Source organism: Methanobrevibacter sp. (assembly GCF_017427765.1).
In the GTDB taxonomy this organism is placed as follows: Archaea; Methanobacteriota; Methanobacteria; order Methanobacteriales; family Methanobacteriaceae; genus Methanocatella.
Genome location: NZ_JAFRSC010000023.1, coordinates 58,913 through 83,101, shown reverse-complemented (window position 1 = coordinate 83,101; position 24,189 = coordinate 58,913). Strand labels below are relative to the sequence as shown.

At 35.6% G+C, this 24,189-nt stretch carries 22 protein-coding genes; 14 read left to right on the top strand and 8 right to left on the bottom strand.

From position 1 onward, the window contains the following. On the top strand, nucleotides 1-549 hold a 549-nt coding region (locus IJL02_RS06860; RefSeq protein ID WP_292813741.1), incomplete at its 5' end, for a transposase. Between the two features lies 1 nt (nucleotide 550). Here IJL02_RS06860 and IJL02_RS06855 read toward each other — a convergent pair. After that, on the bottom strand, nucleotides 551-793 hold the full coding sequence (locus IJL02_RS06855; RefSeq protein WP_292813738.1) for a hypothetical protein: 243 nt from the start codon (nucleotides 791-793) through the stop codon (nucleotides 551-553). A gap of 77 nt (nucleotides 794-870) precedes the next feature. Between IJL02_RS06855 and IJL02_RS06850 the strand changes: the two genes are divergently transcribed. Both IJL02_RS06850 and IJL02_RS06845 read left to right on the top strand, forming a co-directional pair. After that, on the top strand, nucleotides 871-1,599 hold the full coding sequence (locus IJL02_RS06850; RefSeq protein ID WP_292813735.1) for a class I SAM-dependent methyltransferase: 729 nt from the start codon (nucleotides 871-873) through the stop codon (nucleotides 1,597-1,599). 1 nt (nucleotide 1,600) lies between these two features. Then, complete coding sequence (locus tag IJL02_RS06845) at nucleotides 1,601-2,641, top strand: aldo/keto reductase (RefSeq protein WP_292813732.1); 1,041 nt, start codon at nucleotides 1,601-1,603, stop codon at nucleotides 2,639-2,641. Here IJL02_RS06845 and IJL02_RS06840 read toward each other — a convergent pair. The 4 genes from IJL02_RS06840 to IJL02_RS06825 form a co-directional block, all read right to left on the bottom strand. Next, nucleotides 2,638-3,204, bottom strand: a complete 567-nt coding sequence (locus IJL02_RS06840) for a DUF6434 domain-containing protein (protein WP_292813729.1) — start codon at nucleotides 3,202-3,204, stop codon at nucleotides 2,638-2,640. The two genes, IJL02_RS06845 and IJL02_RS06840, sit on opposite strands and share 4 nt — an antisense overlap. Nucleotide 3,205: 1 nt before the next feature. After that, nucleotides 3,206-4,732 carry a cobyric acid synthase CobQ gene (gene cobQ, locus IJL02_RS06835; protein WP_292813724.1) on the bottom strand — a complete coding sequence of 509 codons (1,527 nt, stop codon included), beginning with the start codon at nucleotides 4,730-4,732 and terminating at the stop codon, nucleotides 3,206-3,208. Nucleotides 4,733-5,111: 379 nt separating this feature from the next. After that, nucleotides 5,112-7,064 (bottom strand): phage holin family protein, encoded by a 1,953-nt coding sequence (locus tag IJL02_RS06830; RefSeq protein ID WP_292813720.1) that lies wholly within the window; start codon nucleotides 7,062-7,064, stop codon nucleotides 5,112-5,114. Between the two features lie 29 nt (nucleotides 7,065-7,093). Beyond that, nucleotides 7,094-7,792 (bottom strand): hypothetical protein, encoded by a 699-nt coding sequence (locus IJL02_RS06825; protein WP_292813715.1) that lies wholly within the window; start codon nucleotides 7,790-7,792, stop codon nucleotides 7,094-7,096. A gap of 422 nt (nucleotides 7,793-8,214) precedes the next feature. Between IJL02_RS06825 and lonB the strand changes: the two genes are divergently transcribed. Both lonB and IJL02_RS06815 read left to right on the top strand, forming a co-directional pair. Further along, nucleotides 8,215-10,095, top strand: a complete 1,881-nt coding sequence (gene lonB, locus IJL02_RS06820) for an ATP-dependent protease LonB (RefSeq protein ID WP_292813749.1) — start codon at nucleotides 8,215-8,217, stop codon at nucleotides 10,093-10,095. A 320-nt stretch (nucleotides 10,096-10,415) separates the two neighbouring features. Then, a complete protein-coding gene (locus IJL02_RS06815; RefSeq protein ID WP_292813712.1) occupies nucleotides 10,416-11,843 on the top strand; it encodes a Mur ligase family protein in 1,428 nt (475 codons plus the stop codon). Here the strand turns inward: IJL02_RS06815 and IJL02_RS06810 are convergent. Continuing rightward, nucleotides 11,833-12,315 carry a hypothetical protein gene (locus IJL02_RS06810; RefSeq protein ID WP_292813709.1) on the bottom strand — a complete coding sequence of 161 codons (483 nt, stop codon included), beginning with the start codon at nucleotides 12,313-12,315 and terminating at the stop codon, nucleotides 11,833-11,835. The two genes, IJL02_RS06815 and IJL02_RS06810, sit on opposite strands and share 11 nt — an antisense overlap. Then, complete coding sequence (locus tag IJL02_RS06805; protein WP_292813706.1) at nucleotides 12,305-13,207, bottom strand: ADP-ribosylglycohydrolase family protein; 903 nt, start codon at nucleotides 13,205-13,207, stop codon at nucleotides 12,305-12,307. The genes IJL02_RS06810 and IJL02_RS06805 overlap by 11 nt, the downstream gene beginning before the upstream one ends. A gap of 78 nt (nucleotides 13,208-13,285) precedes the next feature. Here IJL02_RS06805 and IJL02_RS06800 point away from each other — a divergent pair, with 78 nt between their 5' ends. Together IJL02_RS06800 and IJL02_RS06795 are read left to right on the top strand one after the other, a co-directional pair. Further along, nucleotides 13,286-13,795 (top strand): GNAT family N-acetyltransferase, encoded by a 510-nt coding sequence (locus IJL02_RS06800; RefSeq protein ID WP_292813700.1) that lies wholly within the window; start codon nucleotides 13,286-13,288, stop codon nucleotides 13,793-13,795. Nucleotides 13,796-13,823: 28 nt separating this feature from the next. Beyond that, on the top strand, nucleotides 13,824-14,198 hold the full coding sequence (locus tag IJL02_RS06795; RefSeq protein WP_292813697.1) for a zinc ribbon domain-containing protein: 375 nt from the start codon (nucleotides 13,824-13,826) through the stop codon (nucleotides 14,196-14,198). Nucleotides 14,199-14,211: 13 nt separating this feature from the next. Here IJL02_RS06795 and IJL02_RS06790 read toward each other — a convergent pair whose 3' ends face one another. Next, a complete protein-coding gene (locus IJL02_RS06790) occupies nucleotides 14,212-14,730 on the bottom strand; it encodes a hypothetical protein (RefSeq protein ID WP_292813694.1) in 519 nt (172 codons plus the stop codon). 93 nt (nucleotides 14,731-14,823) lie between these two features. On the opposite strand from IJL02_RS06790, the gene IJL02_RS06785 reads away from it, so the two are divergent. The 7 genes from IJL02_RS06785 (at nucleotide 14,824) to IJL02_RS06755 (ending at nucleotide 24,170) form a co-directional block, all read left to right on the top strand. Continuing rightward, nucleotides 14,824-15,738, top strand: coding sequence for a ribose-phosphate diphosphokinase (locus IJL02_RS06785; protein WP_292813690.1), 915 nt, complete (start codon nucleotides 14,824-14,826; stop codon nucleotides 15,736-15,738). Nucleotide 15,739: 1 nt separating this feature from the next. After that, entirely contained in the window at nucleotides 15,740-16,030 is a 291-nt protein-coding gene (locus IJL02_RS06780) for a hypothetical protein (RefSeq protein WP_292813685.1), read from the top strand. A 5-nt stretch (nucleotides 16,031-16,035) separates the two neighbouring features. After that, the gene (gene uvrB / locus IJL02_RS06775; protein ID WP_292813681.1) at nucleotides 16,036-18,000 is read left to right on the top strand and encodes an excinuclease ABC subunit UvrB; all 1,965 of its coding nucleotides are present in this window, start codon (nucleotides 16,036-16,038) and stop codon (nucleotides 17,998-18,000) included. 209 nt (nucleotides 18,001-18,209) lie between these two features. Then, nucleotides 18,210-21,089, top strand: a complete 2,880-nt coding sequence (gene uvrA / locus IJL02_RS06770) for an excinuclease ABC subunit UvrA (protein ID WP_292813677.1) — start codon at nucleotides 18,210-18,212, stop codon at nucleotides 21,087-21,089. A 223-nt stretch (nucleotides 21,090-21,312) separates the two neighbouring features. Beyond that, nucleotides 21,313-22,812, top strand: a complete 1,500-nt coding sequence (locus tag IJL02_RS06765; protein WP_292813674.1) for a DUF2193 domain-containing protein — start codon at nucleotides 21,313-21,315, stop codon at nucleotides 22,810-22,812. A gap of 9 nt (nucleotides 22,813-22,821) precedes the next feature. Next, entirely contained in the window at nucleotides 22,822-23,595 is a 774-nt protein-coding gene (locus IJL02_RS06760) for an MIP/aquaporin family protein (protein WP_292813669.1), read from the top strand. Nucleotides 23,596-23,783: 188 nt separating this feature from the next. Beyond that, on the top strand, nucleotides 23,784-24,170 hold the full coding sequence (locus IJL02_RS06755) for a hypothetical protein (protein WP_292813664.1): 387 nt from the start codon (nucleotides 23,784-23,786) through the stop codon (nucleotides 24,168-24,170). The last annotated feature ends 19 nt before the right edge of the window (nucleotides 24,171-24,189 follow it).

Here is a 24,189-nt window from a genome sequence, read left to right as displayed (position 1 = left end):
TCCCGAAAAAAATACATGAGCAAAAGATACCAAAAGACCCTTCGAACATACTGGAAATGGCAAGATAAAAAAACAAACAAAATCAAAGACACATACCACAAAATAAGCCACGACCTAGTGCAAACTTATGATTTAATATGTATGGAAAATCTAAACATTAAAAGCATGTTCAAAAATAAATACTGGAGCACTAAGCTTCAAAGAATAGCATTATACTCGCTGGTGGAAAAAATCCGCTACAAAGCACAATGGCACAACAAAGAATTCATTCAAATCAGCCGATGGTATCCATCAAGTAAAAATTGCCACCACTGCGGATACTACAACAAGGACTTGGAATATGAAAAAGAATGGACTTGTCCACAATGCGGAAAACATCATAACAGGGATATTAACGCCAGCAAAAACATACTGCATGAAGGAATAAGGATTCTTCAAGAAAAAATAATAAAGAACCTCCGGGACGGAGGGGATAGCACGGTAAATCTAGATGCATTAGCATCTACAGCCCGTGAAGTAAGAATCCTCGAGCTCCACAGTTCGAGGTAGTTCAATCTGCGGTAATTTCAGTTACAAAAGTCATGTTTTCAATGACTTCAGTTTCACCAGCTTTAATGGTGTAAAGTGGAGAACCAAGTAAGATTAAACCGTTATTAACTTCTCTGATTTTGTTATCAGCTACTTCTTGCATGTGGGTTCCTTCGTAGGTAAAACCTGCATCTGCGTTACCTTCTAAGGCAAATGAAATTACTTCACCGGATTTTTTATTAGTTGCTTTTACATTTACAATCATATTTTAATCTCCAAATAAATTGATATTATAATTTATGTTTGTTAACATTTTTAAATGATACGGTTTAAATTTAAATTATGGATATACCATTGTATTTTTTCTTAGCTTACAAAGATTTGGACAGATTATCGCCGGGCAGTGAGGACACTACCCTTGAGGTATTGGACAAAATTGAACGTGACAATATTTCAAATGTTTTGGATATCGGCTGTGGAGTTGGCCAGTCAACAATACTTCTTGCAAATTACTTTGAGGATGCAACAGTTGAAGCTATCGACTTATTTAAGCATTATTTAACTGTTTTAGATGAAAACATTAAAGAAAACAATCTTCATGATAGGGTTTTCACCTATGAGATGGATATGAGAGATTTGGATTTTGCAAATGAGGAATTTGATTTGGTATTTTGTGAATCTTCAATCGAAATAATTGGTTTTAAAGAAGGTTTAAAAGAATGGAGGAGATTATTGAAGCCAAACGGTTACATGGTTGTCTCTGATGTGTCATGGATTTCAAAACCGTCAGCAGAATCAAAAAAATTCTGGAAAAATACATATGATGATGTCGATACAATTGAAAATAAGATTTCACAAATAAACGACGAAGGTTTCAGATTCATTGACTATGTCATTGTTTCCAAAAATGACTGGAAAGACTATTATAACAAACTGGAAATGAATCTAAATGAACTGAAAACTGATAAATCAGCAAAAAATTTTGTTGGGCAGTTAAAAAAAGAAATTAAAGTTTATAGACAAAACAGCGATGATTATTCTTATGTATTTTACATTATGAAGAGGTGTTAATGTGAGGTATACAAAATTGGGAAATTCAGATTTAAATGTTAGTCGAATATGTATGGGATGTATGGGGTTTGGAGATCCTGCAGATGGGATGCATACATGGACATTGCCTGAAAAGGAATCCATAGAAATAATTACAAATGGTTTGGATAATGGAATTAACTTTTTTGATACGGCCATAGGCTATCAGAATGGGACCTCAGAGCAGTATCTTGGCCGTGCAATAAGGGAAAATGCCACAAGAGAAGATGTAGTTGTAGCAACTAAGTTTCTTCCAAGGTCTGAAGATGAAATCAAAAATAATATTTCAGGTCAAAAGCACATTCACGATTTTGTTGAAAAAAGCCTTACCAATCTTGGTTTGGATTATATAGATTTGTATATCTATCACATGTGGGACTATAACACTCCATTATATGATATTTTGGAAGGTTTAAATGAAGTAATTGAAGAGGATAAAGTGAAATATATTGGTATTTCAAATTGTTTTGCTTGGCAGCTTGCAAAAGCTAATGCACTGGCTGAAGCGGAAGGTTTTAAGAAATTCGTATCAATTCAGGGTCATTACAATCTGATTTTCAGAGAAGAGGAACGTGAAATGATTCCTCTTTGTAAAGCGGATAATATTGCAACAACTCCTTACAGTTCACTTGCTTCAGGAAGACTGTCAAGAATGCCGGGTGAGGATTCAAAAAGAATGAACGAAGACTTCTATGCTAAATTGAAATACCAGTCAAGCGAAGCGCAGGATTTTGAGATTATCAAAAGAGTTAATGAACTTGCCCTAAATTATGATGTTTCAATGACTGAAGTTTCATTGGCTTGGCTTTTAGAAAAGGTCACATCTCCAATTGTTGGTGCTACAAAGATGCATCACGTTGAAGGGGCAGTTAACGCAGCTGATTTAAAATTAAGTGATGATGATATTAGCTATTTGGAAGAGCCGTATGTTGCTCATGACCTAGTTGGTGTAATGGCCGATAATCAGGCGTCTGCATCTGATGATGATAAGGTTTGGCAAAAACATACAAAAGATAAGATTTAGTTCAATATTTCTAAATCTTTTTTTTCATATTTGTTGTGTCCTTTAAGGCTTTTTTTGTATTTCCAGCATGCAATGGCATCATCTAAAGATTTATCATCATTATTTTCAAAGAAATCTCTAATATATTGATTATATTCAAACTGTTTTCCGATTGCAGTTTTTTCTTTTGAGTTTTGAATTTCATAATATGCATTAATTGCATCCTGATATGTTTTGGTCGGATTTGCTTTTAGCCATTTCTGGAATTTGACTTTGAATTTGAAACTTTTTCCGATTTCCTTTTCAAAGAATTTTCGTTTATCTTCACTGCATTTGAAGTTTTCACCAATCTCAGATTCAAGTGTAATTTCTTCGCTGCTGTCTTTCACATCAACGATTTCATTTTTTTCTTTTAACTCTTCACCAGTATCCAAATAATATATGATTCGTTTTTCCAGTTCAGATTTGCCGCCGCTGACTTTTAAGCCTTCAGACCTTAAAAAATCTTTCAGTTCTTCTTTTAAAAAATAGTACTCTTTAAACTCTTCACTAGTTAAATTTGTTGTAAGGGATGGTCTTGTCATTTCAATCAAATATTAATTTGTCGATAATGTCCATATCAAGGTTTTCTTCAACGATTTCAGCCAATCTGTTTAATGAATAATCCTTTTGGGTTTCGTATGGATCTTCTTCATACTTTGCTTCAAAACCTTTTTTAATACGTATATAGTTTAAAAATTCACGTCTGAAGTTGTAGTTGTGGAATATTCCATGGAAGTAGGTTCCAAAGATGTTATTCTGTGAAGCTCCATCAATTTTACCGTCTTCATTATTTCCCTGACCTTTTTTAATGTTTAATAATGCATTGCAGGTTTTAAGTTCGGTTGTTCCTTCATGGATTTCGTAACCTGTAACTTCCTCACCAATTATATTTTTAAATATTTCGCCTGCTAGTCCATCAAGATTTTCAGGAATTGTTGCAACTGATTGTGTTACAATCTTTTCGCTTCTCGAAAAGCTTGATTCAATATCCAATAATCCTAAACCGTCAATAGTTCCATGTTTTGATTCGCGTTTTTCTTCATCATGGATTACATTGCCTAAAATCTGCAGACCTCCGCAGATTCCAACGATTGGAATTTCAGAGGATTTTGCTATAATTTTGTCTGCCAGACCACTTTCTTTTAGGGCAAACATATCTTCTGTTGAATTACGTGTTCCGGGAATTAAAATGGCATCAACGTCACCTATATCATCATTAATGCCAATCATCTTAAGAGCAACGTCTTCTTCGTATTCAAATGGATCTATATCTGTGAAATTAGCTATTTTAGGAAGTCTGATAACTCCAATTGTAATGTCCTTATCTTCTGCAAAGACATGTGTAGTTAGTGATGCTGAATCCTCTTCTGGAAGTCTTAAAGTTTCATCATATGGAAGAACTCCCAAAACCGGTTCTCCGGTAATCTCTTCAATTCTGTCAAGACCTGGCTTTAATATATCAAGGTTACCTCTGAACTTGTTGATAACGGTTGCCTTTAGGCGGGAGCGGTCATAATCATCAAGCAGTACGTATGTTCCGGCAATAGCTGCAAAAACACCACCCATTTCAATATCTGCTATTAGTATTACATTGGCATCTGCCATATGGGCTATTTCCATGTTTGCTATATCCTGGTCTCTCATATTTATTTCTGCAGGTGATCCGGCTCCTTCAATGAAAATAATATCATATTTCTCGGATAAGATTTTAAAACTTTCTTTCATTGCATTAAATGCTGTATCATGGTATTTATGCTGGTAATCGTAAAAGTTCATGTCTCCAATGGATTTTCCCTGGATAATTACATTGGATGTAAAATCCCCTTTAGGTTTTAGTAGAACAGGATTCATATGTATGCTTGGTTCAATCATTGCCGCTTCGGCCTGTAACATCTGAGCTATTCCAATTTCACCGTTTTCCTTAGTGGTATATGAGTTTAAGGACATATTCTGGGACTTGAAAGGAGCCACATTATATCCTCGATTTTTATATATTCTACAGAGCGCTGCTACAAGCATGCTTTTTCCGGCATTTGAGGAGGTTCCTTGAACCATGATACATTTTGTCATGTATAGAATATATTTAGTTAATCTTATAAATAATTTAAAAATCAGTCAATCTCATTTGATGAATTTAACATTTTTGTGCAAGAATGCTCCGGTTCTTAAATTGGGAGGTTCAACAGATTATGTCGTTGCAATTCTTATTTGCATAATATTTGATGTTGAGGTTAATTAAAACAAAAGTATTTCTTTAACTATTATTTTAATGAATGTCATTTCACATTAACGTCAAGGATGTTAAAAAGCAATCGTCATTCAAACTTTCAGTATATCAACCAATATTTTCTGTTTGTATATTAATCATTTGTTAAAAGATTATACTATATGAGTTATAAATTATGGTCATGGTAAGATATGTTTAATTCCCATTTTAATTTAATCGATATTATTTTTTCAATTCAGCTAAATTCTCTTTTAGCAGTTTATAAATGTTTTCCGCACCAATAATTTCATCATCACTGACATTCCAACTTGAAGGGTACAATATGAATGGTTTTGACTGGTCTCCTCCAGCTCCGCCATGACTTCCGACCAATTCTTCAAAAGCACACACTTCATCAGCTTGCCTGTCATAAAAACTGTTAACCAGGATGTCAGGGGTATGTTCAAATGAGCTTGTTCTTTTTAAATGTCTGACGATATTGTTTCCAAATCCTTCAAGAGGGTTTTCACCTTCAATTTCACCGCTGTCCAGATAGTAAGTTCCATTTTTACCTATAGCTAAATCACCATGTTCTTTGGATTTAACTAAAATAAAACCAACATATTCATTATTTATAATGCCGTCTATCAGTTCAGGGAAATAGTTATTAAGTTCCTCATAGGTTAATCTCCGACTCCATTGGGTCAGATAAATCATTGCAAGATTGCCTGATGCCAACACGATGACTTCAGAGTCACTTAATTCTTTTTCTTTTTTTATTTTTTTATTCTTTCTTGAAAATGGCGTATAATCTCCGGCAAAATGGTCTTCATTCGAATTCATTTTTGCAAACACTGTCATGTCATCGGGAAGTAATGACTTGACAAATTCCTCAAATGTTTCACCATACCTTTGGGTAAATGTAGCACCGTTTGTTTGGCCGTGATCTGACTGAATGACAAACTGATAATCCCTAGGGCAGTATTTATTTGCATCAGTTAAACGTTTGATTTGTTTGTCCATTTCTCTTAAAGCGAACCATGCATCATTATCCCTAACTCCGGAGTGGTGAGCTATCTCATCATAACCTAAATATGTTGAATATGCAACGTCAACGTCTCCAACCATCATATCTCCAATCAGTGTTGAAGTATTTATTTCTCTCATGAATACATTTGTGGCAGCTCTTGTTGGAATGTATACTATTCCACGTTTTATTCTTGGTCTGATGTTTTTTAGTGAATGAATGATTTGTGAGTATATTTCACGTATAATGTCTGCAAGAAACAAAGCAATTATACGTGCAAAATAACTTGGATTGGAAAATACTGAATACCATGCCTTATTGTATAATTTTTTAAAGTCCATAATCTTACTGAATGTAAATATTACGTTGTCTGTATCGCCTGAAAATAAATTTGATCTGCTTGCTCCATTGTCAACAAGCAATCCGTTTCCATCTGAAATTCTATGTTCTAATTCCGGGACTTTGGTGATTCCTGAACATTGCATCATCTGATTGCCATTGCTCTTTTCAATCCATCTGAATGCAACAATGCCTTCATTATTTCCATGAAGAATTCCTGCCTGGCTTGCGCCGGTTTGGGAAGACAGGTCGGTTTCCCACATTCTAAGAGTGTAATCATCACCCTCAATCATTTCTTTAACGGTAGGCATGTCTCCTCTTTCGACAGCTTCACATAAAACTTCATATGCAAGTCCGTCAATTTCAACAATTATTACTCCTGGATACTCTTTAATTTCAGTTTTTCTTTTCTTTTCAGCATCTCTTAAAACAGCCCTGTAATATGAACTGTCATCTTCAATTGTTATTAATGAAGAAATTACAGTTGTAACGGCGGCCATGGCTAATGGGACAAGTATTATTGCTGCGCCCTGAATTTCTATATTAAATGCCGGTGCAAAAATTTGAAGCAGGAGTCCGTTTAATATTAATGTTCCCAACCCAAAGGTCAAAACTAAAAAGGGCATAGCTATTTTTGTCAAGATGGGCCAGAGAATTGCATTAAATAAACTGATGAATATTACTAAAAGTAATATGTCATCGAATTGACTGACTTTCACTCCAAGTCCTAAAAAACTTATCAGATATATCCCCAGGACGTTTCCGATAAATACAATCAGACTTCTTTTTAAACTTCTTTTTGGGATTTGTTTTTCATTAATAATTTTCATAGTATTCACTGTTTATTTATTGGGGAGAATTAAATAGGTAACTTTCCGGTATATTGCTCTATTGTGTTTTTAGCATTATCTAAATCAAATCCTGTTTCTTCCTCTACTGTGGATTTGATTTTACTTAAATTGGTATTGTTCAAATAATTATTTGATCGCAAATCGTCGGTTATGTTTTTTACAGTGGAAATGGTATTTTCCAAATCAGTATTTTCAGGATAAATATTTTTGTACTCTACTGATTTGGCCATATGGGCTGCCATGTCCTTGTCTTTGCAGCAGATTATGATATTGTCGTGAGAGGTTTCATTAGATAAAGGAATGCAATAAAATTTGCCGTTATAATTTACTTTAATGATATCAAATATGTGAATTTCCAATAAGTCATCAGCATTTATCACATAACATGTAAAATTGTCAATGTTTTGCTTTTCTCCATTTTTTATTATTTCATTCAGTGTGTTGAATCCTAATTCAGTCACTTTGATAAAACTTGGATCCTCGTGACTGTTGTATGTAACTAATATTCCCTTATCCCAATTCCAAATTTTTGCACCTTCAACATTTCCGTCATATTTGGTTTGATTGGCGGGAACTTCAATGGTTGTTCCGTTTGGAGTAATATCAATTCTTTCATAATTTACTGAGGTTAGCATTACTAGAATAACTCCGGCTATTATGATTAAAAGTATTATGCCAATTATAATTATTATTTTTTTGTTATCCATTGTTCATACCTTCATTGTTTTTAATGAGTTATGTTAATTAAAGTTTGTATTTCTTGATATATTAATGAAATGTAAAAAATATTTTGAATCATAGGTGTTTTACACTCATGATTCTGTGTAGAATAGTTATCAATATTTTTTAATGTTTGCTGTTTGAAAAATAATGATTGAAATGTACATATAAGTACATGAGGTTGAAATGTAAATTCTTTTAGTTACTTTTATTTACTAAAATAGAAACCTTTTTATATACCCTAAATTAAATAAATACTTAAATAGTATATGAAACTTAACTTTTTATGAGAATTTATTTGATGAAGTGAGGTTATTTTATGAAGTTTGAAGAAAACGAATCAGTGGATGATTCTTCACAAGATATAGTTATTGAACCGGAAATAAGTTCTGGTGAGGAAACTAAACATATGTTAGATTATGATAACATAAAAAGCTCACAAGATATTGAAGTTCCACCTTTATTAATTGATCAGGTTATAGGACATGAAGAGTCCATCGAAACAATTAAAAAAGCAGCAAAACAAAGAAGGAACGTTTTACTTATTGGAGATCCGGGTGTAGGTAAATCAATGCTTGCAAAAGGTATGGCACAGATTTTACCTCATGAAACTCTGCAGGACGTATTGGTTTATCCGAATATGGAAGACAACAACCACCCATTGGTAAGAACTGTGCCTGCTGGAGAAGGTAAAAAAATAGTAAAGGCCACTAAAGGATCTGTTAAAGGCCATGAAGAGAGAAAAACTATTATTACTATGTTTGCTATTGGTGGAGTTTTAGTAATTGGATTCATGTATGGAAGATTATTGGAATCCATTATTGCGGCTGCTTTAATTTTACTTATCTCAATCCAAATTAAACCTAAAAATAATACTATGTCTCCAAAATTATTGGTGAATAATGAAGAATCAAGATTTGCTCCATTTATGGATGCAACCGGTGCTCATGCAGGAGCATTACTTGGAGATGTTCGCCACGACCCATACCAATCAGGCGGTCTTGGTACTCCTGCACATGAACGTGTAGAAGCAGGAATGATTCACAAAGCAAACCGTGGAGTTTTATACATTGACGAAATCGGTACAATGAGTATGAAAACCCAGCAGGAATTATTGTCTGCAATGCAGGAAAAACAGTATGCAATCACAGGTCAAAGTGAAAACTCAAGTGGTGCAATGGTAAGATCCCAGGCTGTACCATGTGACTTTGTACTTGTAGCTTCAGGAAACCTTCAGGTTTTAGAAGGAATGCATATTGCAATGAGATCAAGAATCAGAGGATACGGTTACGAAGTGTTCATGAAAGATTATATGGATGATACAACTGAAAACAGGGAAAAACTTGTCCAGTTTGTAGCTCAGGAAGTTAAAAACGATGGAAGAATTCCGCACTTCGCACCTGATGCATTGGATGAAATTATCATGGAAGCAAAAAGAAGATCAGGCAAACAGAACGCCTTAACATTAAGATTAAGGGATTTAGGTGGACTTGTCAGATCTGCTGGTGATGTGGCTATTGAAAAAGGTGAAAATCTGGTAACTGCAGCACATGTTGTTGAAGCTAAAAAATTCGCAAGAACTTTAGAGCAGCAAATAGCTGACAGATCAATCATTCAAAGAAAAGACTACAGTATGGTATCTGCCGAAGGTGGAAGAGTCGGTCTTGTAAATGGTCTTGCAGTAATTGGAGACAGAAGCGGAATCGTCTCACCAATTGCAGCTGAAGCCGCTCCGACACAATCCAAAAACGGTGGTCAAATTATCGCAACAGGTAAATTGGGTGAAATCGCTCAGGAATCTGTACAGAACGTCAGTGCATTAATTAAAAAATACACTAACAAGAATATTTCAGACTATGACATTCACGTTCAGTTTATCCAGACTTACGATGGTGTTGAAGGTGATTCAGCTAGTGTAAGTATTGCAACTGCTGTAATATCTGCTGTTGAAGATATTCCGATTGACCAGACCGTAGCATTGACCGGTTCATTAAATGTCCGTGGAGATGTTATGCCTATCGGTGGAGCGACTGCAAAAATCGAAGCTGCAGCTGAAGCAGGAATGAAAAAAGTATTGATTCCAAAATCTAACTTGAAAGATGTTATGATTGAGAAGAAATACGAAGAGATGATTGAAATCATTCCAACTGAAACCTTAAGTGATGTTTTGGAAAATATTTTAATAAGCGGTTCCAAAAAGGATAACCTCATTGAAAAAATGAAAAACATCGGTTCAAAAGTTGTTGAAAAAGTTCCACAAACAACTATTAATAATCCAACTACTAACTAGTTGGGTTAGTTTTTTTTCTTTTTTTTAATAATTACTTTCTGTGTGTAAAAAAGAAAGCTATGAAATACATATTAAAAATATAAATTTTTATTTGATTGTATTTAATTGTTTTAATGGTTAAATATTGTTTTTTAGTTATAATAAGGTTAATAATAACTTTTATATATGAAAAAGCTCATAATATTATATTAACATCTTAATGATGTGGGCTGTCAAAGAACGGCCTGAGATCATGTATTTTGAGTAAGGATTTCAAAGATTAATCCTTATTCAATTTTCAATAACTATTTTTATATATTATTTATTTCCAATATTTAATCATGGTTGGAATTGTTAAATTTAATATGGCAAAATTATCTGGAAAAGCTGCATGTCAGCTTGCTAAGTATGGTCCGGGAAGTGGAGGAACATATCCTGGCCATGTTTTTACAAAGATTGGCGGTCAGGAATCTATTCCTAAACTTGCCGATGATTTAAAATTGGGTTCTGTTCTCATAACCGGAACCAATGGTAAGACTACTACAACTACTCTTTTAATTAAACTGATGTCAAAGGATATTCAGATTAGAAGAAGTTACGAAAACAATATTTTAAACTCAATTGTAACTGCTCTTTTAAGTCAGAAAGGTGATTTGGGAATTTTTGAATATGGTATTCGTGATTTGTCACATGGAATTCCTGATACAGTTCAAAAATTGATTAATCCTATCGGTGTTGTATATACTACAATTTCCCAGGAGCACACTCAGGTTGCAGGTGTTAAAAATCCTTTTGAAGATTATTACAAAGCTAAAAAGTTACTTTCCGAAGGCATGAAAAAAGGAACTGTTGTAACTAACTGCGATGATCCTAGAACTGCTTTGATTGGTTTGAACAAACAAAGTGATGTTAAAGTCAACTATTATGGCATAGAAACTGATGTTATTGAAGATATTGGAGATAACTCAATTGAATGTCCTAAATGCGGTAAAAAGCTGGATTATTCTCATTTTTACTTAAATCACAGAGGAGTCTATACCTGCGGATGCGGGTTTAAAAGACCTGATGCCAATGTAAAGCTGACAGATATTGAATTTGGTTCCAATTCATGGAATTTGACCATTGAAGGAGATTTGTTTAACTATACTGTTTCAAAAAATATTAAATTTAACATAAAACTGACAGTTCCACCTTTCGGATTCCACAACATTTACAATACTTTAGCATCCATTACTGCTTATGCAACATTCACTCCTAAGGTCGAAAACATAGAAACAACTATCAAGGACGTCTTTAACAATCTGGACATGTCATTCATTCCTCCTGGAAGATTTGAAGTTGTTGACATCGGCGGTAAGTTCGTCGGTTTAGGTCAGGGCGATAACGGTGATGCTTTAAAAATCAATGCAATGTTCATGAAACAGTTTGTAAAGGATGAGCCTCTTGAGTTTATTTACACAACTCCTGATGAAAACGAGGAGGAAATCTTTGAAGACCATTATGAAGTTGTCAAAAGCATGAACCCGGCTCATGTAATTGTGGTTCCTGGAAGAAGATCTATAGAAAAGGCAGAAGAATATTATAATATTATAAAAGAGGATTTCCCTGACGCTGAATTTTATCCGCTGAGTTATGATGAGATGAAAGTCAGAATTGAAAAGCTTAATGAACTTGCAAGAAATTCTGAATATAAATATGTCATTATGACCGGTTGTGGTGAAGAACAGGCCATGTGGGAAGAAATTAAAAAGAAAATGATTAGTAGATAACTTTATTATCCACTATTTCTTCTATTTTTTTAAAAAAGTCAAAATTTGATGGTTCAATCTCTTTAAATGAAGCATCGATACTGCATCCGCACAAATCACAGCTTCCGATTAAATAATCTTCTGAGTCCTTTTTAAGTAAAATACCGAATACTCTTTCTTTTTCATTTGCATATTTGTCGAACTCCTCCTGAGTGAGCTTCAAATTGAAATCCTCGGTTGAGTAGATATCGCATTCGTTAATGACAGGAATGAATGCATACATTCCAAGATTCAAAAAGATATTTTCATGTTTTAAGATTTTTAGAATCCTTTCTTCAAAGCTATCGTCCTTTTCGATGTCAAATTGGTCAAATTCATATATGTTGTTTGAGCCCATGAAATAATTGTCATGAATTACTGTTGCCACCAAATCAGGGTCCACATAATTGTCGCAGGAAGCCCTAATATTTTCGATAGTTTCTTTAATTTTCATTAAATAATGCCTCGTATTTTTCACATAATGAGATTACTTTATCAATGTATTCAATTGTGTTAACCCAATATATAGGTATTTCATCAAAACCGTAATAAATTCCAGCAAGTCCGCCGCAGATTGCTGCAGTGGTATCTGTATCTCCACCTAAATTAACTGCTTTTAGGACTGCATCTTTGTAGTTGTCGGTTGTCTTCAAACAGTAGATTGTACTTTCAAGTGAGTCTATTACATATCCTCCGCTTCTTATCTCGCCGGTCCAGTCATCATCAAATATTCTTTGGAAATGTTCAATTTCCTCATTTTCTTTATAATATTCTTTGATTTTATCACAGGAATTTTTAATATGTTCATCAATTGTCAAATCATTTTTAATCATGGATTTTGCAATTTCAATATATAAAACGCATGCTATTTTGGACCTGTAATGGGCGTGTGTGAGTCCTGAAACGTTTTCAACTGTTTCATAATCGATATCCGGAATAAAAGCAAGAGGCAGAATTCTCATTAAAGATCCGTTTCCGTTGTCTCTTGGCTGATTGCCTCCGCATTTTATGGCTTCCTCACCATCCAGATATCTTAATAAACCGTTGCTGGTTGTATTTCCAATATCAAAAGTTTTGTGCTGGCTGTATTTGTCGTTTTCCCACCACTGGATGAACTCTTTCATTATGTCATCATAATCAACAGCCTGTTTATTTATGATACTAGACATTGTAGCTATTGTCATTGAAGAGTCATCTGACCAGGTTCCGGCAGGTTTACTGTAGGTTCCATATTCTCTCATGCCGGTGACAGGGTCTTCTTCAAGTTCTTCTCTTGAGTAAAACTCAACAGGAACGCCTAAAGCATCCCCGACAACTAAACCAATTATTCCATCTTTGACTTTCATAATTAATCATATGTTTTTTTGTGTATTAATAATATGTGTTGAAAAGGTTTTTTAATTATCCAAATCAATATTTAATTGATGATTTTTAAAACTGCAAATCTGAAGTTAAGGCCTTGGGAGGATTCGGATGCGGAATGTCTGTATCATTTTGCAAAAAATCCAAATATCGGTCCAATTGCAGGATGGCCGCCTCACAAAAGTGTAGATGATAGTTTAAATATAATTAAAACAGTTTTCTCTAAACGGGAAACTTATGCTGTTGTCAAAGGTGATATTCCAATCGGCTGTGTGGGGCTTTTGTTTCATCCGGATACAAACCACTGGTGGGGAGATGGTTCGGCTGAGCTTGGATACTGGATTGGTGAGGAGTATTGGGGCAGAGGCTATGCTTTTGAGGCATCTTCTGTGCTGGCGAAAAGGGCTTTTGATGAGTTGGATGTAAAACAGATTTATGCCACATATCGTGTTGAAAACACCCAATCAAAGAGGGTTCTTGAGAAATTGGGCTTCAGGTATTATGCCGAGCTATCAAATACCAACTATGAAAATGAACAGTTTAAAGAAATTGCAATGGTTTTAGAAAAATAATTTATATTAAGAGATATTAATTTTATTCATGGTAAGGTTATGTAAGAATTGCGGATTTGAAAATCAGGATGATTATGATTTCTGTGCAAAATGCGGCACTCCACTGGTTGAAGGACTAAAACCTGCACAGGTTTATGTTTATCAAAGGCAGGAAATGCCTGAACTTAACCGCAAAGCCGTAATATTATCATATATTGTAACTATTTTTCTGTCATGGAGTGGATTTATATTTGGATTGATTTTTAAAAACACAACCTTTGCAACATTCACATTTTTCGGATTTTTCATGCCGTTTTATCTGGTGCAGTCAAAGCATCCGTCAATCAAAAAACACGGAATCATCCAGATGGTTATATCTTTAGTTGGTGTGGCACTCTCATTTTATATAATGTTTAGAAAATAGGAAAAAAGGGAAATTAAACGAAATGGAACTGAATATTTCCCATTAAAACCTGTAACGGAATTTCAAAGAAATTTATATTTGCATTGCTCATCGCTGTACCTAATGCATCTCCTCTTGACATTGTTCCCTGAACATTCGCACTGCCTGCATAACCGTTGTATGCGTCGTTTGCACGGGTATTGTCAATAATGTCTCCACCAAAAATCGCTTCTGCTCCAGCATTATTGACTCCAATTATAATGTGTGGGGAGTAATGATAGGTATATTCCATAATGTCTTTTGCAGCGCCGTAAGGATTATCCGGATCAATCAAGTGAATATTATGCAATGTTTCTCCATTTGCATTATATGAACTTCCGGGATAAACCCACTGAAAACCGCCCAGCATACTAAATGAGGCCGCCATATCAACACCAGGGGTTCCTTCTTCAGCATCTTCAGCAATTATTAAAACAGGACTAACAATTGTAGATGCTAAAGCTGCAACAATTATTAAAACAATCACTAAAAGAACGGCAGTTAATTTATTCATGATTAACTTTTTTTGTCAATTGTAATATTAATACTTAACTTTTTTAATTATCACTGACATATATAATTTTAATATAAATTATTTGGTGATATTGTGATTATTGGCGGTTCAGCTTCTCAAGATTTGGCAGCACACGTGGCACGTGAACTCGGCGAAGAATTATGTTATGTAGAAACTAAAAAGTTTCCAGATGGTGAAAGGTATTTAAGAATCGACGGCGAACTTTCAGATGAGGTTACTGTAATTCAGTCCACAGGTTATCCTCAGGATGAAAACCTGATGGAATTACTGTTCATTATAGCTAATCTTAAAGATTTGGGAGTTAAAAAGGTTCGTGCTGTGGTTCCGTATATGGGATATGCAAGACAGGAAAAACGTTTCAATCCTGGTGAAACCATTTCCGCTAAAATCATCTGCGAATTGATTCAATCAGCAGGTGCTGATGAGTTTTTCACATTCAATATTCATGAGGAATGTGTGCTAAATTTCTTTGACATTCCGGCCCACAACATTTCAGCTATGCCTGCCATTGCAGAGTATCTGGATAAAAAATTCTTCAGAAAAACAGATGAAAAGCCATTAATCATCGCTCCTGATAAAGGTGCTTATGGATTTGCACAGGAAATATCTAAAATTATTGGCTGTGACTGCACTTATTTAACTAAGGTACGTTTAGGACCTGATAAGGTAGAAACTAAAATAGTTGATGTTAGATGTGATAGTGAAAGCGAAAATACTGTAAATGTTGACTCTGTTAAAGGTATGCATGCTGTCATTGTTGATGATATCATAGCTACTGGGGGAACTATTGTAAATGCAATAAATATCTTAAAGCAATATGGTGCTTCTTCAGTTGATGTCTGCTGTGTACATCCAATATTGACCAATAATGGTGCAACAAGAATTTATGCTGCAGGAGCAAATAAGATTATTGGTACAAACAGCTTATCTTCAGACACTTCACGTGTATCTCTTGCAAAATCTATTGCAGATGCACTGAGGGATTAGTATGGATAAAGAACAGCTAAAAAAGGAAATGACAGAAAAGTCGAATAATATTTTGGAAAAATATTGCGAAAAGGATGTTATGGATACTGTGTCTGTAATGAACATGTCTGCAAAAACAGTGTTTTTGGGTTCCCTTAAAGTTTATAATACTGAAGTTGTTCCAAATATCATTAAGGATTTGGAAAAGGAACTGAAAGGATATGGAGTTTTAACAATAAGGGACCAGAGGGTCACTCCGTGCTGCGCTCCAAGTTACATACACATTAGTTTCAATGTTACAATTACAAACTAGATATCATGAAAGAATTCAAGCTTAAATCACCTTACAAACCATTAGGTGATCAACCAAAAGCCATTAACTCGCTAGCTGAGGGCATAAAAAATGGAGTTAAAGAACAGACTCTTTTAGGAGTAACAGGTTCCGGTAAGACTTTTACAATGGCAAATGTCATTGAAAAAGTTCAAAAACCAACTCTTGTAATTTCCCACAACAAAACCCTGGCAGCACAATTGTATGAGGAATTTAAGGAATTTTTCCCGGACAACGCTGTAGAATACTTTGTCAGCTATTATGATTATTATCAGCCTGAAGCCTACGTTCCAAGAACAGACACTTTTATAGATAAGGAGGCTTCAATCAATGAGGACATTGATATGATGAGGCATTCCGCAACACAGTCACTTCTCTCAAGAGATGATGTTATTGTTGTTAGTAGCGTAAGCTGTATCTACGGTATCGGTTCGCCTGAAGACTATGGGGAATTCGCTTTTGGAATAGCTGTCGGCGATATTTATGACAGATCTGAAATACTTAAAAGACTTGTTTTCATGCAGTATGAGCGCAACGACATTGAATTTGACAGAGGTCATTTCAGAGTAAGGGGAGATGTCATTGAAATCAATCCGGTTCATGGAACACCACCAATTCGAATTGAACTTTTCGGCGATGAGATTGATGCAATAAGCATAATCGATAAGGTTACAGGTAAAAAGCAGGAATCACTTCAGCGATACATGATTTTCCCTGCAAAGCACTTTGTGGTCGGTCAGGATAAGATGGACACAGCTATTGCAAACATCACTCAGGAGCTTGATGAGAGATTAAACGAATTGAATTTAACCGGCAAACTTTTAGAAGCCCAAAGACTGGAGCAGAGAACTCGTTTTGATATAGAAATGCTTAGGGAAATGGGATACTGTCCGGGTGTAGAAAACTATTCAATGCATCTGTCAGGCAGGCAATGGGGAGAAAAGCCCTACTCACTTTTAAAATATTTCCCGGAAGACTTCCTGACCATCATTGACGAGTCACACGTTACCGTTCCGCAAATCAGGGGAATGTATAATGGGGACCGTGCACGTAAGGAAACACTGGTTGAATACGGATTCAGATTGCCTTCCGCTAAGGAAAACCGTCCTTTAAGGTTTGATGAGTTTGAATCATCAGTAAATCAGGTGATTTATGTATCTGCAACACCTGCCCAATATGAGCTTGCAAAATCAAGAAATGTAGTCGAACAGATTATCAGACCGACAGGTCTTGTTGATCCTGAAGTTATAATCAGACCGGTAACAGGTCAGGTTGAGGATTTGCTAGAAGAGGTTAGAACAACAGCTGAGAAAGACGAAAGGGTTCTTGTAACCACATTAACTAAAAGAATGGCTGAAGATTTAACAGATTACTATGCAAGAATAGGCGTTAAAGTAAGGTATATGCACTCTGAAATCGATACGTTGGAGAGAATTGATATCGTTGATGATTTAAGGAGAGGTAAGTTCGATGTCCTTGTCGGTGTAAACCTGCTTCGTGAAGGTCTTGATTTGCCTGAAGTATCACTGGTAGCTATTTTGGATGCTGATAAGGAAGGATTTTTGAGAAATGAAACCTCTTTAATACAGACAATCGGCCGTGCTGCAAGAAACGTCAATGGTCGAGTAATAATGTATGTGGATGACATGACTGATTCCGTTCAAAATGCATATGACATTACGCTTAAAAGGCGTAAACTGCAGATGAAATACAATGAGGTTCATGGAATAACTCCAAAATCCACTCAAAGAACATTAAAAGAAAAACTTGCGGAAGAAGATGAAAAATACAAGGGTATTGGAACTGACGTTAGTAAAATGCCAAAAGATGAACTTCGCCTGCTTATAAAAGATTTGGAAAGGGACATGAAGGATGCTGCTTCAAGGCTTGACTTTGAAAGGGCTGCAGATTTAAGAAATAAACTCTATGCACTGAAAGGATTTGAAAAATAATTTCTTTAGGGTGTGCTTTTTCATATTGTCGCACTTCAAAAATTATTAAAAATTATTTTTTACAAAATGAGTATTTGTCTGTGTTAAACTTTACATAAATTTTTTTTATGATGCATAAAAATTATTACAAATTACTTTCCAAATGCTCTCTCAAATAATATATAAACTATTTTGTTCTAATATAATATAACTAAATCAAGGAGAATACTATGGAGTCTAAAAAACAGATTGTCATCAAGGGCGCACGTGAGCACAATTTACAGAATATTGATGTCAGTGTTCCCCGTGATGAATTTATTGTAATTACTGGTCTTAGTGGTTCCGGTAAGTCTTCACTGGCGTTCGATACAATCTATGCTGAAGGACAGCGCAGATATGTTGAATCACTTTCTGCCTATGCAAGACAGTTTTTGGGTCAGATGAAAAAGCCTGAAATGGAATCAATCGAAGGATTGTCTCCGGCTATTTCAATAGACCAGAAAACCACAAGGGAAAACCCAAGATCAACAGTAGGAACAATTACAGAAATTTATGATTACTTAAGATTATTGTATGCAAGAATTGGAATTCCCCACTGTCCTAACTGTGGAAAGGAAGTCTCACAGCAAACAATTGGTCAAATCGGTGATGCAATCATTGAAGAGGGTGAAGGAATTAAAATCCAAATTCTATCTCCAATTGTTCGTGATAAGAAAGGCCAATTCAAGGATGTTCTGGATGATTTGAGAAACAACGGATTTGTCCGTGCACGTATTGACGGTGAGATAAGGGATTTGGATGAGGACATTGAACTTGCAAAGACTTACCGCCACAGTATTGATGTTGTAGTGGACAGGCTTAAAATCAGACATGATGTTGACTTTAAAAGGAGATTGGTGGACTCTCTTGAAACCGCTTCCGAGTTTTCCGAAGGGCTCATCACAGTTTTGTTTGATGACGGTGAGGAATATGAGAAAAAATATTCAGAGCACTTTGCCTGTGTTGACTGCGGAATAAACTTCGAGGAGCTTACTCCAAGGATGTTTTCTTTCAACGCACCTCAGGGAGCCTGTCCTGAATGTAACGGTATCGGTTCCAAAATGGAGATTGACCCTGATTTAATCGTTCCCGATAAGACATTAACATTAAACGAAGGGGCAATTGCTCCATGGTCAAAGTCATCTAAAAGGGAAAATTACTATTATCAGATGCTTGAAGCCGTATCAAAACACTTCAATTTCAGTATGGATGTTCCGTTCAATGAACTGGATAAGGAATATCAAAATACAATTTTATACGGCTGCAATGACAAGATTCCATTTACATTTAAGAGAAGAAACAAATCCTACATGGTAAACCGCAAGTTTGAAGGTGTTATTCCAAGAATGGAAAGGTTATACATTGAAACCAAATCAAACTATTCAAGAAAATACCTCTCAAAATTCATGAGCGACAGAAAATGTCATGTATGTGACGGAAAAAGGTTAAGGCCTGAAGTGCTGGCGGTAACCGTTGGAGGCAAATCAATCATTGACGTGTGTGATTTGGCCATTAAGGATTCATATCAGTTCTTCCAGGACTTGGAACTTACTGAAAGGGAAAATTTCATCGCAAAAGAAGTTCTAAAAGAGATTAAAGAACGTTTAAGCTTTTTGGTTGAAGTCGGACTTGACTATCTGTCAATGTCAAGGTCTTCAGGTACTCTTTCAGGTGGTGAAGCTCAAAGAATCCGTCTGGCAACCCAGATAGGTTCCGGACTGGTTGGCGTATTATACATTCTAGACGAACCGAGTATTGGACTTCACCAAAGAGATAACATTAAACTCATTGAAGCATTAAAAAGACTTAAGGATTTGGGTAATACTTTGGTTGTCGTTGAGCATGACGAAGAAACAATCTTATCAGCGGACCATGTTGTAGACATAGGTCCAGGCGCAGGTGAGCACGGAGGTAAGGTTGTAGCTCAGGGAACTCCACTGGATATCATGTCAAATCCCGACTCAATTACCGGCCAGTACATTTCAAGAGTTAAAAAAATCGATATCCCGGAGGAACGCCGTGAAGGTAATGGACTGTTTATCCAGATAAAAGGCGCTGCTCAAAATAACCTGAAACATATTGATGTTGAAGTTCCCTTAGGTAAATTCACCTGCGTTACTGGTGTCAGCGGATCGGGTAAAAGCAGTCTGATTAATGAAATATTATACAAGGGTGCCAAAGGCCAGCTTTCCAACAAATTCACCTTTGCAGGCAAATACGATAAAATAGAAGGGCTTGAAAATATTGACAAGGTAATTGCAATTGACCAGAAACCTATCGGCAGAACTCCAAGGTCAAATCCAGCAACATATACTGGTGTATTTACCGACATCAGGGATTTGTTTGCTAACACCCCAGAGTCAAAAGCAAGAGGATACAAGCCTGGAAGATTCTCATTCAACGTTAAGGGAGGAAGATGTGAAGCATGTTCCGGTGACGGTATCGTTCAGATTGAAATGCACTTTTTGGCTGACGTTTATGTTCCATGTGAAGTCTGTGGCGGTAAAAGGTACAATGAAGAGACTTTGGATGTAAGATATAAAGGTAAAAATATCTATGAAGTCCTTGAAATGACTGTAGAAGAAGCTTTAGAGTTCTTTGAAAACATTCCAAAAATTACCAAAAAGCTTCAGACATTATATGATGTGGGATTGGGTTATATGAAAATAGGCCAGCCTGCAACAACATTGTCCGGTGGGGAAGCTCAAAGAATTAAACTGGCCAAAGAGCTTTCAAGAACAAGTACTGGTAAAACATTATACATTTTGGATGAACCGACAACAGGTCTTCACTTTGCAGATATCAAAAGACTTCTTGAAGTGCTTGCAAGACTGACTGACGCAGGCAATTCAGTTGTTGTTATTGAGCACAATTTGGATGTTATTAAAACTGCAGACCATATCATTGATTTGGGTCCTGAAGGCGGTGACGGCGGCGGTCAGGTTATAGCTACCGGAACACCTGAGGAAATTGCAAAATCAGGCACCTATACAGGCGACTTTTTGGAGAAGATGCTTGATGAAAACATAACTCCGTATGCAAAAGAATTGGTTCAGGATATAGGAAAATAATTTTTTCTTATATCATTCTACTATTTTTTTAGTTTTAATTTTGCTTGATTATTCTACTTTTTTTAAAATATCTAAACATTTTTCTTTAATATTCTCTTTTTGATGGAAATATTTAACTAAATTTAAATATTATTTTGATGAATCTATAATTATAGGATTTAGATAAGTATAAATACTATAAATTATACTTTTCCTAATACAATTATCATTTCAGGTGATAACAATGAGAGAGTTATATGAAAAAATGATTAACGAGTCAATGGCTGCTCAAAAGGCAGACATTGCGGTTATATCCGAAAACAGATACAATGACTTTAAGATAGCTGATGCAAAACCATACGCTGATGCTGTAGCAAACATGACTGCACTTGACAATCAGGCAGAATCTGTAATTAATTTACATAAGGACTCTGTTAAAAACCATTTTGAGATTTTATCTTCCATTACAGACACTTTAAAATGTGAAGATGATCCGTTTATTGAACACTTCCAGACTCCGCCTGTACTGGAAATATTATGCGAAGAGGATGGTGAATTTGCTGACAGTTTGGATAAATTTATCCAAGCCATTGCAGATAACGAAGCTATTGTCGCTAAAGAATCCATTAGGAGATATGGCGGATTTTACGGACCGACATGTGTAGTGGACTTTGCTTTAATGCCTGGAAGTACAAGTAATGTTGTAAATCAGATACTTCAAAAAACAGATATTCCTGCAGCTCACAAGCAGGCAATACTGTCTGCAAAATCATGGGGTATGAACACTTCTTACGGTATTGGAGATGCATTTGCAAATGCAATCGAAGCCGGTGCAACCGCAAGTGAAGCAACAGAAAAGGAAATTGCAACACTGCAGAACATCTACAAAAACCCTATTGAAGCTCAAGGCGAGCTGATGGATGATGCGGACCACACATCATTTGATGTAAGGGACTACATGAACAAATACAAAAAGGCAATGGCTGCTACAGTTAAAGCCGCAATGGATGATGGAGTGCATTACGGAAACATTGTAACTGTGCCTGCTTACTGTGTTGGAGATATCGGCCACCATATTGGCCAGTCCACATACAACATGTGTAAGGATGATGTAACTTTAGCTATTGTTCAGGCAACTGCTGAGGTAATCGGTTCAACATTAACATCCAACCTGGACAATTACAAATCTGAATTCGATGTTCTAAAATTGGCTACAGGTTCATCTGCATGTGCAACTGAATTCATATTGGAGTTAGACGGATTCAACGCACCTATGGTTGTTGACCTATTCTCAAAAAGATTCCACAATTTCGTACAGCAATATCCAACAAGAGGAGCTGCTGCCGAGTTGCACAACTGTGACTTCATGGACATGATTTACAGAGGATTCAATGCAATCAGCGGAGCAAGAAAGCTCAGAGCAGGAACCGGAGGAGAATTGGTTCCTAAAATCAACGGATTTGACGTTGACTTAAGTCCGATTTTAGCAAACGAAACAGTAATGAATCCGCAAAGATACACTTATCCTGCATGTGCAATAACAGTAAGATTCTCATCTCTGATGAGACTTGCAGACTACCCATGTCTTTTAACTTCAGAACCTATTACAGCAACAATGATGACAAACATCATTGCACTTAACAAAGGCGCACCTGGATCTCCTGTAAGAGGATGTAAAAACTGTGCTGCAGCATCTTTAGTTGACAACAAACACGAATACTGTCAATGGAGAGAATCCGTATAGGTGAGTTAGATGACTTGCAATATAAGAAAAAAATTCTTTGCAGAACTTCTGGGAACATTTTTCCTGGTGTTATTCGGTACAGGATCTGCAGTTGCAACACTTCTGATTTCAGACAGCATCGATCCGGGTAATGCTGGAATAGGAATTCTTGGCGGTTTGGGTGACTGGATTGCCATTGCTCTGGTATTTGGTCTAACTGTAATGGTATGTATTTATGTATTCGGTAAGATATCCGGTGCACATTTAAATCCTGCTGTAACTATTGGACTGCTTGTAACCAAAAACATTGCTTTAATTGACAGTATCTATTATATAGTTGCACAGGTTATTGGAGCATGTCTCGGAAGTTTGGCACTATACCTATTTATGGGTGCTTCAGCAGTTACAATCGGAGGACTTGGTGCAACAGCTCCTGGTGCAGGTGTAGGTTACCTTCAGGCAATGTTTGCAGAGTTTTTAGGAACATTCTTCCTCATGATGGTTGTAATGGGTGTTGCAGTTGACAAAAAGGCAGAACCTGGTTTTGCAGGCATATCAATAGGTATGACTGTAGCTGCTGTGATTGCAGTTTTAGGAGCATTTACCGGTGCATCAATCAATCCTGCACGTACATTCGGACCATACCTGATGGACATGATTCTTGGAGGCCAAAACCTTTGGGGATTCTTCCCGATATATCTGGTCGGACCGATTCTCGGTGCAATATGTGCGGCATTCGCATACGCATATCTTGCAAAAGACAGTGGGGTCTGTGAACTTCCGCAACCTTTTAATGATGAATAATTCTATTTGAATTATTCACTTTCTATTTTTTTATTCTCTTGTAAATTCTTTAAACAAGTATAAATTTTTTAATATACTTTAAAATTTATATATTCAAGTAAATATTTATTTAAATTAAAAACAAAAGATTTATATCCTTTTAATTATAAATTAAATGTTAATTAATAATTTTAAGGAGATTCAATTTCATGAAATTTCATGAGGATGTAATTTTCAAAATTCAGGGTCATGAATATGGACAAAAATTAATAGAAATTATAGATATTCCTGGAAAAATTGTAGAAGTTCATCCAACGGAATATAGTGTAATTAATCCAAAAATGTACAAACCAGATTTAGTTTTTGAACTTGAAGACAAAATAATAATACTTGAATTTCAAAGCTCTTATGTCGATATAAACGATAAACGGAGATTTAGATTTTACAGTGCTTTGATTGATAATGTTTTTGTTAAATCAAAAAAACCAATTGAAGTGCACGTTTTAAGCACAATTGAAATGGGGAAAACTAAATGTTATAAGGTTAATTCTCAGTCTAGATTTCCAATTTACATTCATTCTCTAAAAAAAATATGATGCAAATGAGTTTTTAAAT

Excerpts from the sequence above, each read along its gene's own strand:
- IJL02_RS06790 (WP_292813694.1), bottom strand. The coding sequence starts at position 14,730 with ATGAATAAATTAACTGCCGTTCTTTTAGTGATTGTTTTAATAATTGTT.
- IJL02_RS06825 (WP_292813715.1), bottom strand. The coding sequence starts at position 7,792 with ATGGATAACAAAAAAATAATAATTATAATTGGCATAATACTTTTAATC.
- IJL02_RS06755 (WP_292813664.1), top strand. The coding sequence starts at position 23,784 with ATGAAATTTCATGAGGATGTAATTTTCAAAATTCAGGGTCATGAATAT.
- IJL02_RS06800 (WP_292813700.1), top strand. The coding sequence starts at position 13,286 with ATGATTTTTAAAACTGCAAATCTGAAGTTAAGGCCTTGGGAGGATTCG.
- IJL02_RS06840 (WP_292813729.1), bottom strand. The coding sequence starts at position 3,204 with ATGACAAGACCATCCCTTACAACAAATTTAACTAGTGAAGAGTTTAAA.
- IJL02_RS06760 (WP_292813669.1), top strand. The coding sequence starts at position 22,822 with ATGACTTGCAATATAAGAAAAAAATTCTTTGCAGAACTTCTGGGAACA.
- IJL02_RS06855 (WP_292813738.1), bottom strand. The coding sequence starts at position 793 with ATGATTGTAAATGTAAAAGCAACTAATAAAAAATCCGGTGAAGTAATT.
- IJL02_RS06810 (WP_292813709.1), bottom strand. The coding sequence starts at position 12,315 with ATGAAAATTAAAGAAACTATCGAAAATATTAGGGCTTCCTGCGACAAT.
- IJL02_RS06795 (WP_292813697.1), top strand. The coding sequence starts at position 13,824 with ATGGTAAGGTTATGTAAGAATTGCGGATTTGAAAATCAGGATGATTAT.
- IJL02_RS06805 (WP_292813706.1), bottom strand. The coding sequence starts at position 13,207 with ATGAAAGTCAAAGATGGAATAATTGGTTTAGTTGTCGGGGATGCTTTA.
- lonB (WP_292813749.1), top strand. The coding sequence starts at position 8,215 with ATGTTAGATTATGATAACATAAAAAGCTCACAAGATATTGAAGTTCCA.
- IJL02_RS06765 (WP_292813674.1), top strand. The coding sequence starts at position 21,313 with ATGAGAGAGTTATATGAAAAAATGATTAACGAGTCAATGGCTGCTCAA.
- uvrB (WP_292813681.1), top strand. The coding sequence starts at position 16,036 with ATGAAAGAATTCAAGCTTAAATCACCTTACAAACCATTAGGTGATCAA.
- IJL02_RS06780 (WP_292813685.1), top strand. The coding sequence starts at position 15,740 with ATGGATAAAGAACAGCTAAAAAAGGAAATGACAGAAAAGTCGAATAAT.
- IJL02_RS06815 (WP_292813712.1), top strand. The coding sequence starts at position 10,416 with ATGGTTGGAATTGTTAAATTTAATATGGCAAAATTATCTGGAAAAGCT.
- IJL02_RS06850 (WP_292813735.1), top strand. The coding sequence starts at position 871 with ATGGATATACCATTGTATTTTTTCTTAGCTTACAAAGATTTGGACAGA.
- IJL02_RS06830 (WP_292813720.1), bottom strand. The coding sequence starts at position 7,064 with ATGAAAATTATTAATGAAAAACAAATCCCAAAAAGAAGTTTAAAAAGA.
- uvrA (WP_292813677.1), top strand. The coding sequence starts at position 18,210 with ATGGAGTCTAAAAAACAGATTGTCATCAAGGGCGCACGTGAGCACAAT.
- cobQ (WP_292813724.1), bottom strand. The coding sequence starts at position 4,732 with ATGACAAAATGTATCATGGTTCAAGGAACCTCCTCAAATGCCGGAAAA.